A 12,981-nucleotide genomic window follows, 5' to 3' on the forward strand; every position below is an offset into this window, starting at 1 on the left:
TGGCTAGTTTACGCCTTTTGATCCCCACGTCACCGGCCCGCGTGCGTGCCGGATCTCCCGGCCGACCTCCCGCAGGCCGGGTGCCGTCACCTGCGACGGAACCCGGCCTGCGGGCGGGGCGCCGGCGCGGCGCTACCCGGCGTAGGTCTCGTACTCGGCGACCTTGGGTGAACCGGTCGATCCGGTGATCTCGAAGGTGATCTTGCGCAGCGAGGTCCTGGTGAAGGTGAGGGGACTGCCCGCGCCGCTGCCTGAGGCCAGTACGGCGCCGGTGTCGGCGTTGACGACCCTCCAGGAGCCGATGGCGCCCGCGGAGCCCGCGGCCTCGCGGATGTTGATCCTGGACACCGCGGTGGCGGTGTCCCACTTGATCGAGATGGACCCGGTCGAGCCGGCCGGCGACCAGTAGGTGCCCATGTCGCCGTCCCGCACGTTGCCGTAGCTCGTCCCCGAGGCCTTGCTCGACCCGTCGGCGCCGGCCCCCAGGCTGAGGTTGGTCCCGCTGGGCTGGGTCGGTGACTGCGTGGGGGTGGTCGGCTGCGAGGTGGGGGTGCTCTGGGTCGGTGTCGGGGTGGGTGTCTGCGTCTGCGGCGTGCAGTTGCCGTTCGACACCTGCAGGCCCTTGTTCGCCCCGGCCGTCTGGGTCACGACGGCCGGCACGCAACCGGCCGGGTCGAGGCTGTAGGAGTACGGGATGCTGACGGTGGTGTTGGACTGCGGGTTCGGGCCCGCCGGGTGGTTCTCGGTGCCGGCCGCCGTCCAGGTCACGTTGTCGAAGGTGTTGCCGGCGACCTGCCAGTAACCGGTCAGGTCGGTGTAGAAGGTGCCCAGCACGTCCTGGGAGTTCTTGAAGTAGTTGTTCTCCACCTTGACGTGCGCGCCGGCCCGGGAGTTGATGCCCGACTTGGTGAGGCCCACGAAGTAGTTGTCGTAGGTGTGGGCCGTGCCGCCGCGCAGCAGCGGCGTACGCGAGTCGATGTTCTCGTACAGGTTGTGGTGGTAGGTGACGAAGGTGCTGTCGAGGTCGCTGTCGCTCGACCCGACCAGGCCGCCGCGGCCGGAGTTGCGCAGTGTGCTGTAGGACAGCGTCACGTACTTGGTGTTGTTCTTCAGGTCGATGAGGCTGTCGTAGCCCTGATCCTCGCCGCCCGACGCCAGCAGGCTGACGTGGTCGACCCACACGTTGTGGACGCTGCTCTCCATGCCGATGGCGTCACCGCCGTTGGAGGTGGGCGAGCCGGACTTCTTGACGTTCTGGACGGTCACGTTCTGGATGATGATGTTGCTGGACTCGCGGACGTGGATGCCGATCTGGTCGAAGACGGCGCCGCTGCCGACCCCGATGATCGTGACGTTGCTGATCTGCTTCAGCTCGATCACGCCGTCGGCGGTGTTGCAGCTGCTCCCCGACACCTTGCCGGTGTTGCCGACGGTGATGGTCCCCTCCACCTGGATGGTGATCGGGGTGCTGCTGCTGGCCCGTGCGCACAGGGCCGCGTGGATCGCGGTGCCCGTGGTGGCCTTCACCGTCGCCCCGCCCGCGCCGCCGGTGGTCCCGCCGTTCTGGGACGCGTAACCGGTCACGCCGCCGGTCGCCGCGGACGCGTCCGGTATGGACATGACCACCCCGGTCGCGCCCGCCAGGGCCATGGTGGCCAGCGCCGCATAAAGCCGTAATGCGACTGAACGTCTCATGATCGCCTACCTCTTCGTCTTCGGATGCCGGATGTTGCCGCTCCGTGCCGTCCGCGTCCTGCGTGCCCTCGGGACCGCCGACCTGCCGCCGTGCGGTCCCACCGGCGGTTCGCCGGCCGACCTGGTGCGGTTGCTTCTCGGTGCGCGTCGGGTCGCTGGTTCCACCGCGGCCCGTCTTTCGTGGTCGTCGCGGCCGACCGCAGGTGACCCGTCCTTCGAGGGGAAGCCCTTGCACTGGAGTGGTGACTGCTCAGCGCAAGGCCGCCGTAGGTGCCGCGGTCACCACCGCTGCTACGACCCCAGGAGATCAAGAAAGCGCTTTCTGCCCCGCGAGCATAGGGTAGGGTTCGTTAGCTTGGCAATAGTCTGCTCAACTGCAGAATCAGGCGTCCCATGAGAGTCGCGCCCGGGCGGTCGCGGCGCGCTTGGCGGCGGCCGGAGGAGCCGCGTACCGCCCGGGAGACGCGGCTCGATCCCCGCCCCGCTCAGCTCCCGCCGAGCATGTCCCGCACCAGGGGAGCCACCCTGGTGCCGAAGAGTTCGACGCAGGAGAGGACCTGCCCGTGCGCCATGCCGGGCATGCCGTACTTCAGGTCGAAGCGGGTCGCGCCGAGGGCGCCGAGGGTGCCTGCGATCTTCCGGGCCACCGTCTCGGGTGATCCCACGTGCAGCGCCCCGCCGGGTGCCACGTCCCGCATCAGGTCGGCCCGTGTCGGGGGCCTGAAGCCGCGCTCGGCCGAGACCATGCGCATCGTCCGCTCCAGATGCGGCAGGAACTCCTCCTGGGCCTGCTCGTCGGTGGCCGCCACATGGCCGGGTACGTGCACACCGACCGGGCGGGCCGGCTGCCCGAACTCCGCCAGCGCCCTGCGGTACAGCTGCGAGAACGGTGCGAAGCGGGCGACATCGCCACCGATGACGGCCAGCATCAGCGCGAATCCGTATCGGGCGGTCCGCACCACCGACTGCGGGCTGCCGCCGACGCCGACCCAGGTCGGGATCGGTCCCGACTCGGTGTGCGGGTAGACCGACAGGCCGTTCAGCGGGGCGCGCGTGCTGCCGGACCAGGTGACGGGCCCCTCCTTGAGCAGCTCGGCGAACAGGCCGATCTTCTCCTCGAACAGCGTCTCGTAGTCGCTCAGCTCGTACCCGAAGAGCGGGAAGGACTCGGTGCTCGACCCCCTGCCGAGGATCATCTCGGCGCGGCCGCCCGAGACCGCGTCGAGGGTGGCGTAGCGCTGGAAGACCCGCACCGGGTCGTCCGAGCTGATCACCGTCACCGCCGACCCGAGCCGGATGCGGGAGGTCCTGGACGCGATCGAGGCGAGGACGACGTCGGCGGCCGACAGCGGCATCCAGTCGGTGTGGTGCTCGCCGACGCCGAAGTGGTCGACTCCCGCACCGTCGGCCAGGACGCCCTCCTCGACGAGCCCGCGGATGGCCGCGCCGTGGCTGAGCGGTTCGCCCCGCTCGTCGTGCGGCACGTCGCCGAAGGTGTCGAGGCCGAGGGTGACGGACTCGGGGAAGGGGGGAACGGGGGAGTGCATCGGGTTCTCGTTTCGTGCGGGGCGGCGGCCCGGTGGAAGCCGAACGCCGCCCGGATCAGCAGGCTGTCGCCATGCGCTGCAGAACGCGGGTGACCACTTCGAGGTCCGCCGCGTCGACATGGTCGAGCAGGTGCCGGCGGACGCTGGCCAGATGCGCGGGCCAGGCCTCCTTCAGCCGCTGCAGACCGGTGTCGGTGAGGACCGCGTTCGCGCCCCGGCCGTCGGCCTCGCACCGGACCCGCTTGACCAGCCCGTGCTGTTCGAGACGGGCCACGATGCGCGTCATCCCGCTCAGCGAGAGGTCGCAGGTCGAGGCCAGCTCGCTCATCCGCATCAGCCGGCCCGGTGCCTCGGAGAGGTGCATGAGTGTCATGTACTCCGAGAGCGGGAGCTGGCGGGCGCGGGCCATGTCCTGGTCGACGGCGCGCGGCAGCACGTGCAGCAGCCTGCCCAGTGCCCGGACCAGCGCTTCTTCCGCCGCGCTCATCGGCTGAAGATCCTCCTGAGTGCTCATGACCACATTCTACTCGCTTGACGAAGCAACTATCCCGATGTTTGCTTGCTTCGTCAAGCAATATTCCGGCGCCCCAGCCGGAACGAACGTGAGGACACCGCAGTGACCAAGATCGGCATCATCCTCGGCAGCACCCGCCCCGGCCGCAACGGCGAAGCCGTCGCCCGGTGGGTCCACGAGCTCGCCGCCCAGCGCAGCGACGCGGAGTTCGAGCTCATCGACCTGCTGGACTACAAGCTCCCGCACCTCGACGAGATCATGCCGCCGTCGCTCGGGCAGTACGCGCAGCCGCACACGCTGGCCTGGGCGGAGAAGATCGCTTCGTTCGACGGCTTCATCATGGTGACCCCGGAGTACAACCACTCCACCTCGGGCGCCCTGAAGAACGCCATCGACTTCCTCTACGCCGAGTGGAACAACAAGGCCGTCGGCTTCGTCAGCTACGGCTCGGTCGGCGGCGCCCGCGCCGTGGAGCACCTGCGCCTGATCTCGGGTGAGCTGCAGATGGCCGACGTGCGCGCCCAGGTCGCGCTGTCGCTGTTCACCGACTTCGAGAACTTCAGCGTCTTCAAGCCCGGCCCGCACCAGGCCGACGCCCTCAGCACCACGCTCGACCAGGTCGTGGCGTGGAGCGAGGCCCTGGCGCCGCTCCGCGCGAAGTGATCCGGGCGGTCGCGACCGCCCGGTGACACGGGCCGCACCGGCGCCTCGGTGCCGGATCGGCGGCCCTTCGGGACGAGCGGCCCGTGCGGGGCCGCTCGAGGGGAGGAGGGGGCCGGTCTCCGCGGAGGGCCGGCCCGAAGGGGAGGGCGGGCGATCCGAGGGGCCGCACCGGGGAAGGGACGCCCCGGTGCGGCACAGGGGACCCTCGGACCGCGCGCAGTGTCCGGTCGGCCGGGAGGGCGGAGAGCCTTCCCGGCCTTCGGCGATCCCGGCCCCCGGTGATCCCGCGCGTCAGCGCTCGTGGCCCCGGCGGCGGTAGGGGTGGGCCGGGTAGGCGCCGAGCAGGCGCACCTCGGAGGAGAAGAAGTGCAGCTCCTCCAGGGCGAGGGCGATCCGCGACTCGTCGGGGTGCCCCTCGACCTCGACGTAGAAGCGGGCGGGCTGCAGCCCGGCGCCCAGCTGGTAGCTCTCGATCTTGGTGATGTTCACCGCGTTGCTGGCGAAGCCGCCCAGCGCCTTGTACAGCGCGCTGGGGATGTTCCGCACGCAGAAGAACAGGCTCGTCATCGTGGGTGCGCCGGTGTCGGCGGGGAGTACGGAGTCCCGGGACAGGACGACGAAGCGGGTGGTGTTGTCCGGGTCGTCCTCGACGCCTGCCCTGAGCACCTGCAGCCCGTACTCGCGGGCCGCGGCCGGCGGGGCGAGCGCCGCGTGCCGGGGGTCGCCGAGTTCCGCCACCTCGCGTGCGGCGCCCGCCGTGTCCTGGGTGACCAGGGTGCGCCAGCCGCCCTCGCGCAGGATCTTGCGGCACTGGCTCAGGGCGTGCACATGGCTGCGGACGTACTCGATCTGCTCGGCCGTGCCCTCGGGGACGGCGACCAGGTCGAAGCGGATCGGCAGGAAGTACTCCGCGATGATGGACAGCCCCGACTCGGGCAGCAGGTGGTGCACGTCCGCGACGCGCCCGGCGGCCGAGTTGTCCACCGGGATCACCGCGAGGTCGGCGGTGCCCAGCGTCACCGCGTCCAGCGCCTGCTCGAAGCTCGTGCAGGGCAGGCCGGTGCTGCCGGGGTAGAGGTCGGCGGTCGCGGCGGCCGAGTTGGAACCCGGTTCCCCCTGGTAGGCGATGGTGGTCATGCGCTTCGGTTTCCTGCCTGTTCGATGAATCGGTCGTCGGAACCGCGGGAGCTTCAGGGGCGCAGCAGAAGACCGGCGGCCATGGCGGTGAGCTGCTCCTCGGCAGCGTCCCAGGTCCAGCCGCACTCCTCCACCAGTGTCCGCCAGGCGCCGAGTCCGAAGCACAGCCACAGGAGATCGGCGCAGCGCTCGACCTCGATGCCCTCGCGCAGGGCCCCGGTCAGCGACAGGTGCTCCGCGACATCGTGGAGGGCCTGCCGGTAGACCGCCGTGCCCTCCTCCCACAGTGCACCGGCGCTCTCGTGGACGGGCAGCGCGCCGAAGAGGATCGTCACCGACGCCCGGTTCCGCTCGTTGCCCCTGCGCGTGCCGCGGGCGAGGGCGGCGAGGGCCGATGCCCCGTCGGCGCACCTCCTGACCCGGTCCACGGTCTCCTGCGCTCCCGAGGTGCTGACCGCGGTGCCGACGATCTCCTGGAGGATCTCGGCCTTGCCGCCGGCGCTCGCGTACACGGTCTTGACCGCGATCCCCGCTTCACGCGCGATGTCGGCCACCGTGACCTGCGCGTATCCGCGGTCAAGGAAGAGCCGCCGGGCGGCGTCGAGGATGTCCAGCCGGGTGGCGGCGGCGGCCTCGGAGCGTCGGGGGGAGTGGTACGGGCGGGTCGCTGACACCTCCGAAGCCTACGTGAGACTGATTCGATGCATGGTCTCTCATTTGATTAGACTGCCATTTACCTGAATTAGTCGCTCCGAGAGGCCGTCCGCATGTCCGCCACACCCGCAGCACGCCACGAAGGCCCCCGCCTCTACCAGGAGCTCCTCGCGGTGCACGGGATCATGCGGCGGGGGACCGCGCTGGTCGCCGACTCCTTCGCCCGCCTCGCGGCAGGCGACCCGGTCGACCACAAGGCACTCGTCACCGTGTCGCGCTGGCTGGTCGGGTTCGTCCACCACCACCACGCAAGCGAGGACGAACTGCTCTGGCCGGTGCTGCGCGAGCTGTTCCCGGCGGCCGTGGCCGACCTGGACCGGCTGGCGACGGAGCACGAGGCGCTCGACGCCGAGCTGGCCGCACTCGCCGGGGCCACCGACGCCATCGCCGCCGCGCGGAAGGGGAAGGGCCCCGCCGACGTCGTGGCGATGGTGGGCATCGCCGCCGTGGCGGCCCACCCGGCGGCCCGGAAGGTCCAGGACATCCTGGCGAACCACCTCGCCGCCGAGGAGCCGGTACTCGAGGCGCTCTTCCCGCAGGTCCCCGATGCGCGGATCACCCCGTTGCGCAAGGCGATAGTCGACGGCGCGCCGCGGAGCGGGCCGCACTTCGTCCTCGGCCTGATGACGCAGCCCGAGCCCGTCACCGGGTACGCCGAGATGCGGGCGAACCTTCCGGCACCGCTGCGCTGGGCCGGCCCGCTGCTGGTCAACCGCTACCGTGCCGCCGCCAGGGACCTGGGAGCCGTCGCGTATCGCTGAGTCCCCCAGGGCCGGACGGCGGGCTCTCGCTGCTCCGCCCCGGGGGCGCTGTCATACCCCTGCGGAAGGATCGGTGCCATGACCACCGTGACCCCTGGGACCCTGGCCGACCGCGAGAGCTACGAGCTCGCGGTGGACGCCGCCCTCGCCGCCTGCGCGGCCTACTACGGCGACGGGGACACCCGTCTGGACGACGCCTCCTACGACCGTCTCGTCGGCCGGATAGCCGACTACGAGCGCGAGCGTCCCGAGCAGGTCCGCCCCGACTCGCCGGTGGGCAAGGTCGGCGGCGGCGCCGCGCCCACGGGCGACGTGGCCCACACCGTCCCCATGCTGTCCCTCGACAACGTCTTCAGCGCCGAGGAGCTGGCCAAGTGGGGTGCCTCGCTGGACCGCCGCCTCGGCCGGCCGGCGGTCGGCGGGTTCGCGGTCGAGCCGAAGCTGGACGGGGCGGCCGTGGCCGCCCGCTACCGGCACGGCCGCCTGGTCGAGCTGGTCGGCCGCGGGGACGGCGCGCACGGCGAGGACCTGTCGCCCGCGATCGGCAGCATCGTGGGCCTCCCGGTCCTGTTGCCCGACGACGTCAGCGTCGAGGTGCGCGGCGAGGTGCTGCTGACCCGGGAGCAGTTCTCGACGGCCAACGACCTGCGCCGCTCGCACGGTGACAAGCCGTTCGCCAACGCGCGCAACGGCACGGCCGGCACGCTGCGCGGCGCCAGGTCACGGGACTACGTGATCGAGACGACCTTCTTCGCGTACGGCGCGGTCGCCCTGGACGGCGTGGACTTCCTGAGCGGGGGCACGCACGCGGGTGTCATGGCGCAGATCGCGGCGGCCGGCATACGGACGACGGCCGCGACCGGGGTGGGCCTGCGGGTGTTCGCCACGCTGGAGGAGGTCCAGGCCCGCGTCGAGGAGATCGTCGGCCTGCGCGCCGAGCTGCCCTTCGGTATCGACGGGGTGGTGGTCAAGGCCGACGACTTCGCCGAGCAGGAGCGGGCCGGGCTCGCCACCCGCCACCCGCACTGGGCGATCGCGTACAAGCTGCCCGCCGTGGAGCGGCGGACCAGGCTGCTGGGCGTGGAGTGGAATGTCGGGCGGACCGGCATCATCGCGCCGCGGGCGCTGCTGGAGCCGGTCGAGGTGGACGGGAGCCTCATCCGCTACGCCACGCTGCACAATCCGGGGTTCATCACCAAGAGCGGGCTGATGATCAACGACGTGGTGACGGTGTGGAAGGCCGGCGACATCATCCCCCGGATCGAGGCCCCGGTCGTCGACCTGCGCGGCGACGACGCGACTCCCATCCCCTTTCCCGAGGCGTGCCCCAAGTGCGGTGGTGCGATCGACACCTCAGGCGAGCGCTGGGAGTGCGCCGGCGGAGCGGGCGGCGGCTGCGGGCTGCTGGCCGCCCTGAAGTACGCGGTCGGCCGCGACCAGCTCGACATCGACGGGCTCGGCGTCACCTTCCTCGAAGCCCTGGTCGAGGACGGCTCGGTCGGCGATGTCGCCGACCTGTTCACCCTCACCCGGGAGCAGCTGGCCGTCGCGGCGCGCAGCGACAAGCGCGCGGACACCCTGCTGGAGCAGATCGCGGCGGCCAGGGCGAAGCCGCTCAACCGGGTCTTCTGCGCGCTCGGCATCGTCCGGACCGGCCGGACCCTGAGCCGCGAGATCGCCCGCTACTTCGGCACCATGGAGGCGATCCGCGCGGCAGGTCCCGACCTCTTGGCCGCCGTGCCCAAGCTGCCGGCGGCGAACGCGCCGAAGATCGCGGCCCATGTGGCGGCGATGGGCGGCGTCATCGACAAGCTGGTCGCTGCCGGGGTGAACATGGCAGAGCCGGTCGGCGAACCGGCGGACGGCGGACCGCTGGCCGGCCAGGTGGTCGTGGTCACCGGCGCGATGTCAGGAGCCCTCGCCGGCCGCAACCGCAACGAGGTGAAGGACCTCATCGAGGACGCGGGTGGCACCTCGTCCGGCACCGTGTCCAGGAAGACGACCCTCCTGGTGGCCGGTGGGAAGGCCGGCTCCAAGCTCGCCAAGGCCCAGGAGCTCGGCGTCAGGGTGGTCACCGAGGAGGAGTTCGCCGAGATGGTCGCCGACCGGCTCTCCTGAGGTCACCGCTCCTGCCGCCGCTCCCGCTCCCGCTGCTGCTCCCGCTCCTGCCGAGTGCCGGGCGCGAGCGCCGAGCGGACGGCTTCCCCGGTGCGGGCCACCACGGCGCTGCCGTCGTCCGCGGTGATGATCGGCCGCTGGATCAGGGCCGCGCGGGCGGCAAGCGCCTCGATCCAGCGCTCGCGGGTGACGCCGTCCCTGGCCCACGAGGCGAGGCCCGAGCTCGGCTGCGACCGGCTCGCCGGTGCGCGCGAGGTCCCACGGCTCCAGGCCCAACCGCTCCAGCAGGACGCGGAGTTCGGCGGGATTGGGCGCGTCGTCCAGGTAGCGGCGCACGGTGTAGTGCGCCCCTTCCTCGTCGAGCAGGGCGAGCGCCGAACTGCACTTCGAACAGCTCGGGTTGATCCAGATTTCCATGGCCTCGGCCTCTTTGGCGGGGTGCGGGGTCGAGGGAGACCGGCCCGGGGCGTGGCCCCGACCGCACCGCGGCCGAACCGGCTCACCTCCGCCGGCGCGATCGCCGATATACGGGGCAGGCGTAAGGCGAGCCGTCGCGGACGGCGCGGAGGTGGTGCGGATGGACGGCAGGGAGCGGTTGCTGCTCTGGCTGCTGGCGGGGGTCGCGGTCGTCAGCCTCGTGATCGCGATCAGGCTGCTGGTCAAGCTCGTGCGCTCGTGGCGGGTGCTCAAGTCCTCGGGTGTCCCGATGTCCACCAAGACGATGTTCTGGGCGTCGGTGGCCTATCTCATCTGGCCCGTCGACCTGCTGCCGGATCCGATCTACCTCGACGACATCGGCTTCCTGCTGCTGGCCCTGCGCTCCCTGCACGCGGCGGCGAGCCGTTACGGGGTGGGCCGCGGCGGCGCGAGCGGGGGGCGGGAACCGGGCCGGAAGGCCGAATGACGCCCCTTCCGCCGGTCATTCCTCCCCGGCAGTGGCCTCCTCGGCGGCCGTGTCGGGGCCCTGGGCGCGCACCCGCCTGACCTGTTCCAGGGAGTCCCGCAGTTCGGTGAGCCAGTCGTCGGTGTGGCTCTGCACGAGGCGTACGCACCAGGCCAGCGCGTCACTGCGGCTGCGCGCCACCCCGGCTTCGACGAGGGTGTCGAGGACCTGGCGCTCGGGCTGCCGCAGCCGGGTCATGACGGGTGCGGCGACGTGGGTGAACAGGACGCGCTCGGTGCCGCACTCCGCCCCCCAGGAGACCTTCCTGCCGAACCGCTGCTCGGCCTCGCGGGCCACCGCGATCCGGTCGTCGCGGGTCCGCTCGCGGAATTCCCTGGCGCGGGCCAGGAAAGCCGCCACCTGCTCAGGGCCCGAGGTGTCCTTGGCCAGGGAGGGCTCGGCGATGCGCCCGACGACGGTGATCTCCTCGCGGTCGACCGTCACCTCGGCAAGGCTCTCGAAAAGGCCGTCGGGGATGCGGCCGGCGAACCAGCCGCGCAGTTCTTCATGGGTTGTAATCATGTAATCACCATTACTCCACCGCGAGCCGAGGGCAAGCTTCCCCGCCCGGTTCCGCCGACGGCGGAACCGGGCGCAGGTGCTGCCGCCCGAGCCGCGGGTCCTGCCGAGGGCGCGAGGACTTTCGGGTTTCCCATCGAGGTGGAGGGCAGGCGTTAGTCGTGGAGACGCGGAACCAGCCACGGCCCGCCGCTCGTTTCCCGCGGTCGTCGCCACGGCGGCCGTACGTCAGGAAGGATCCGCTGCGGCAGGGCTGTGGCCATGCGGAAGGGGAAACGGTGGACATGAGTGACCGAACACGGGCTCCCGCGAGGTCGATCAGGACGACGCGCGAGCTGAGGCTCCGCGTGGAGGCCGGGGCAGCGGCCGCCGGCCGGGACTTCACCCGCCGGGCGCTGGCGGAATTCGGCTGGCCGCTCGACGGCTCAGGGGCGGCACCGAATGCCGCCGACGACGTGGTGCTGCTGGTGTCGGAACTTCTGTCCAACGCGTGCCAGTACGGCAGCGCCCCGTACCGCGTCGCGCTGTGCGACTACGGCCCGGTCGACGGAGGCACCGTGCGGGTGGAGGTCAGCGACGCGAGCCCGGCCGAGCCGGTGATGAGGAACCTCGACACGCCGGGCGCCCCCGGCGGCTACGGCATGCGCCTGGTCGACCGGCTCGCCCGCTCGTGGGGGGTTGACCCCGACGCGGACGGCGCCGGCAAGACCGTCTGGCTGGAGATGGCCCCGACCTGAAGGAGCGCCAGGACGGGCATGCCCGCTGTTCTCCTTCGCGCCGTGTCACCTCAGCGGCCCACCTTGAGCCCGATGACCTTTCCGGCCGGCTGCTCCGTGGCACCCCACCGGCGCGCGAGCCTGGCGACCAGCCGGATGCCGAAGCCTCCCGGCGCGGCCGGCCGGCCGGGGGCCGGAGCGGCGAGTCGAGGGCTCGCGTCGGACAACCCCACCCGGACCCCGGTGCCGGCAGGGCGCAGCACCAGGCGGTAGGGCGCCCTGCCGGCAGGCTCTGATCACCAGTCCAGGCGGAAGGCGCCGTCCTTCCCTGCGGCCGACGTCGACCCGTCCATGTGCTCCCGTCCTGACTCCGTGGGCGCGGCGGATCCGCCGGGTGGCCTGCCTGCGCGGGGGTACGCGGTCTCCAGCCATGACGGCCGAAAGGAAACCGCCGATGACGCGCAGCCGCGCCGACGCCCGCCTCAGGCACCCCCGGCACGAGCGCCGGGGGGAGGCCAGGCTGCCCGGGGTGATCGCCACGCTGGTGGCGATCGCCCTCTACCTGGTCCTCCCCGGGAGCCTGCTCGTCGCACCACGGTATGTGCTGCCCTTGCTCGAGGCGCTGCTCCTGGTGCCGCTGGTCGCCTTCAACCCCAAGCGGCTGACCCGGCAGACCAGGACGACCCGGGCGCTGTCGCTCGGCCTGGTCGCCGTCATCGCCGCGGGCAACCTCACCGCCCTCGGGCTGCTGGTGCACGAACTCGTCGACGCCGGGGCGAAGGACGGCCGCTCACTGCTCGTCGCGGCGCTCCAGGTGTGGCTCACCAACATCATCGTGTTCGGCCTGGCCTACTGGGAGTTGGACCGGGGCGGCCCGGTCTCCCGTACGCAGGCCGAGCGTTCGCAGCTTCCGCTGGCCGACTTCCGCTTCTCGCAGGACGAGAACGACGACGCGGTCCAGGAGGTCGCGGACGGTGCGAGCGGCAGCTCCGACTGGGTTCCGACGCTGGTCGACTACCTGTATGTCTCGGTGACGAACTCGACGGCCTTCAGCCCCACGGACACCATGCCGCTCTCCACCCGGGCGAAGATCATGATGAGCGTGCAGAGCATCGCCGCGCTCATGACCTCGCTGCTCGTGATCGCCCGCGCGGTGAGCCTCCTGCACTGACCCGTCGTGCCGGGAGCGTTGGCGAACACCACCGGATGCGCGCACGCCCCGGCCGGACCCCGGCCGGGGCTGCGTCATGTCCGGCCGGAATACGGAGACTCGGAAATCCGGCCGAAAACGGTGCGGGTGATTCCGCATGAGCAAAGGGAGCAGGGGCAGACGGCTCCTCGGAGGTTGATAATCATGGGACCGTTGCTGGTTGTTCTTCTGCTCGCGCTGCTTCTGTTCGGCGCGGGATTCGCACTCCACCTTCTCTGGTGGATCGCCGTCGTGGTGCTTGTCCTCTGGCTGCTCGGGTTCGTCATGCGCGGTACCCATTCCAGCGGCGGCAGGGGTCGCTGGTATCGCTGGTAGTTGCAGATGAGCAGGTCGATCGGCGGGGGGGGGGGGGGGCCCGGGGGGGGCGGGGGGGGGCCCGCCGCGGGGGGGGGGGGGGGGGGGGGGGGGGGGGGGAGGGCGGGCAGGAGGGGGAGCCGACACCCC

General features: G+C 71.7%; 13 protein-coding genes and 1 pseudogene. 7 read left to right on the plus strand and 7 right to left on the minus strand.

The annotated features are described in order from the left end of the window. Nucleotides 1-132: 132 nt before the first annotated feature. The 3 genes from ACGFMP_RS34170 to ACGFMP_RS34180 form a co-directional block, all read right to left on the minus strand. On the minus strand, nucleotides 133-1,695 hold the full coding sequence (locus ACGFMP_RS34170; protein WP_393677540.1) for a polysaccharide lyase family 1 protein: 1,563 nt from the start codon (nucleotides 1,693-1,695) through the stop codon (nucleotides 133-135). 485 nt (nucleotides 1,696-2,180) lie between these two features. Further along, complete coding sequence (locus ACGFMP_RS34175; protein WP_393677542.1) at nucleotides 2,181-3,242, minus strand: LLM class flavin-dependent oxidoreductase; 1,062 nt, start codon at nucleotides 3,240-3,242, stop codon at nucleotides 2,181-2,183. A 55-nt stretch (nucleotides 3,243-3,297) separates the two neighbouring features. Continuing rightward, nucleotides 3,298-3,756 carry a MarR family winged helix-turn-helix transcriptional regulator gene (locus ACGFMP_RS34180; RefSeq protein WP_393677543.1) on the minus strand — a complete coding sequence of 153 codons (459 nt, stop codon included), beginning with the start codon at nucleotides 3,754-3,756 and terminating at the stop codon, nucleotides 3,298-3,300. Between the two features lie 102 nt (nucleotides 3,757-3,858). Here ACGFMP_RS34180 and ACGFMP_RS34185 point away from each other — a divergent pair, with 102 nt between their 5' ends. Next, complete coding sequence (locus ACGFMP_RS34185; protein ID WP_393677545.1) at nucleotides 3,859-4,419, plus strand: NADPH-dependent FMN reductase; 561 nt, start codon at nucleotides 3,859-3,861, stop codon at nucleotides 4,417-4,419. A gap of 291 nt (nucleotides 4,420-4,710) precedes the next feature. Here the strand turns inward: ACGFMP_RS34185 and ACGFMP_RS34190 are convergent, their stop codons facing one another. Together ACGFMP_RS34190 and ACGFMP_RS34195 are read right to left on the minus strand one after the other, a co-directional pair. Next, nucleotides 4,711-5,556, minus strand: a complete 846-nt coding sequence (locus ACGFMP_RS34190; RefSeq protein WP_393677547.1) for a prephenate dehydratase — start codon at nucleotides 5,554-5,556, stop codon at nucleotides 4,711-4,713. A 53-nt stretch (nucleotides 5,557-5,609) separates the two neighbouring features. Beyond that, on the minus strand, nucleotides 5,610-6,230 hold the full coding sequence (locus ACGFMP_RS34195) for a TetR/AcrR family transcriptional regulator (RefSeq protein ID WP_393677549.1): 621 nt from the start codon (nucleotides 6,228-6,230) through the stop codon (nucleotides 5,610-5,612). A gap of 93 nt (nucleotides 6,231-6,323) precedes the next feature. Here ACGFMP_RS34195 and ACGFMP_RS34200 point away from each other — a divergent pair, with 93 nt between their 5' ends. Continuing rightward, nucleotides 6,324-7,031: a hemerythrin domain-containing protein gene (locus ACGFMP_RS34200; protein ID WP_393677550.1), complete on the plus strand. Its 708-nt coding sequence runs from the start codon at nucleotides 6,324-6,326 to the stop codon at nucleotides 7,029-7,031. Between the two features lie 78 nt (nucleotides 7,032-7,109). Further along, nucleotides 7,110-9,149 carry an NAD-dependent DNA ligase LigA gene (gene ligA, locus ACGFMP_RS34205; RefSeq protein ID WP_393677551.1) on the plus strand — a complete coding sequence of 680 codons (2,040 nt, stop codon included), beginning with the start codon at nucleotides 7,110-7,112 and terminating at the stop codon, nucleotides 9,147-9,149. A 2-nt stretch (nucleotides 9,150-9,151) separates the two neighbouring features. Here the strand turns inward: ligA and ACGFMP_RS34210 are convergent. Then, nucleotides 9,152-9,566 (minus strand): annotated as a pseudogene (locus ACGFMP_RS34210) (ArsC/Spx/MgsR family protein). A 160-nt stretch (nucleotides 9,567-9,726) separates the two neighbouring features. On the opposite strand from ACGFMP_RS34210, the gene ACGFMP_RS34215 reads away from it, so the two are divergent. Continuing rightward, nucleotides 9,727-10,053, plus strand: a complete 327-nt coding sequence (locus tag ACGFMP_RS34215; RefSeq protein WP_393677553.1) for a YkvA family protein — start codon at nucleotides 9,727-9,729, stop codon at nucleotides 10,051-10,053. Between the two features lie 15 nt (nucleotides 10,054-10,068). Here ACGFMP_RS34215 and ACGFMP_RS34220 read toward each other — a convergent pair whose 3' ends face one another. Beyond that, nucleotides 10,069-10,614: a hypothetical protein gene (locus ACGFMP_RS34220; protein ID WP_393677555.1), complete on the minus strand. Its 546-nt coding sequence runs from the start codon at nucleotides 10,612-10,614 to the stop codon at nucleotides 10,069-10,071. Between the two features lie 281 nt (nucleotides 10,615-10,895). On the opposite strand from ACGFMP_RS34220, the gene ACGFMP_RS34225 reads away from it, so the two are divergent. The 3 genes from ACGFMP_RS34225 (at nucleotide 10,896) to ACGFMP_RS34235 (ending at nucleotide 12,852) form a co-directional block, all read left to right on the plus strand. Further along, nucleotides 10,896-11,348: an ATP-binding protein gene (locus ACGFMP_RS34225; protein ID WP_393677557.1), complete on the plus strand. Its 453-nt coding sequence runs from the start codon at nucleotides 10,896-10,898 to the stop codon at nucleotides 11,346-11,348. 433 nt (nucleotides 11,349-11,781) lie between these two features. Further along, entirely contained in the window at nucleotides 11,782-12,498 is a 717-nt protein-coding gene (locus ACGFMP_RS34230) for a hypothetical protein (protein ID WP_393677559.1), read from the plus strand. 183 nt (nucleotides 12,499-12,681) lie between these two features. Next, on the plus strand, nucleotides 12,682-12,852 hold the full coding sequence (locus tag ACGFMP_RS34235) for a DUF5670 family protein (protein ID WP_031516930.1): 171 nt from the start codon (nucleotides 12,682-12,684) through the stop codon (nucleotides 12,850-12,852). The last annotated feature ends 129 nt before the right edge of the window (nucleotides 12,853-12,981 follow it).

This window comes from Streptomyces sp. NPDC049040 (assembly GCF_043197715.1).
In the GTDB taxonomy this organism is placed as follows: domain Bacteria; phylum Actinomycetota; class Actinomycetes; order Streptomycetales; family Streptomycetaceae; genus Actinacidiphila.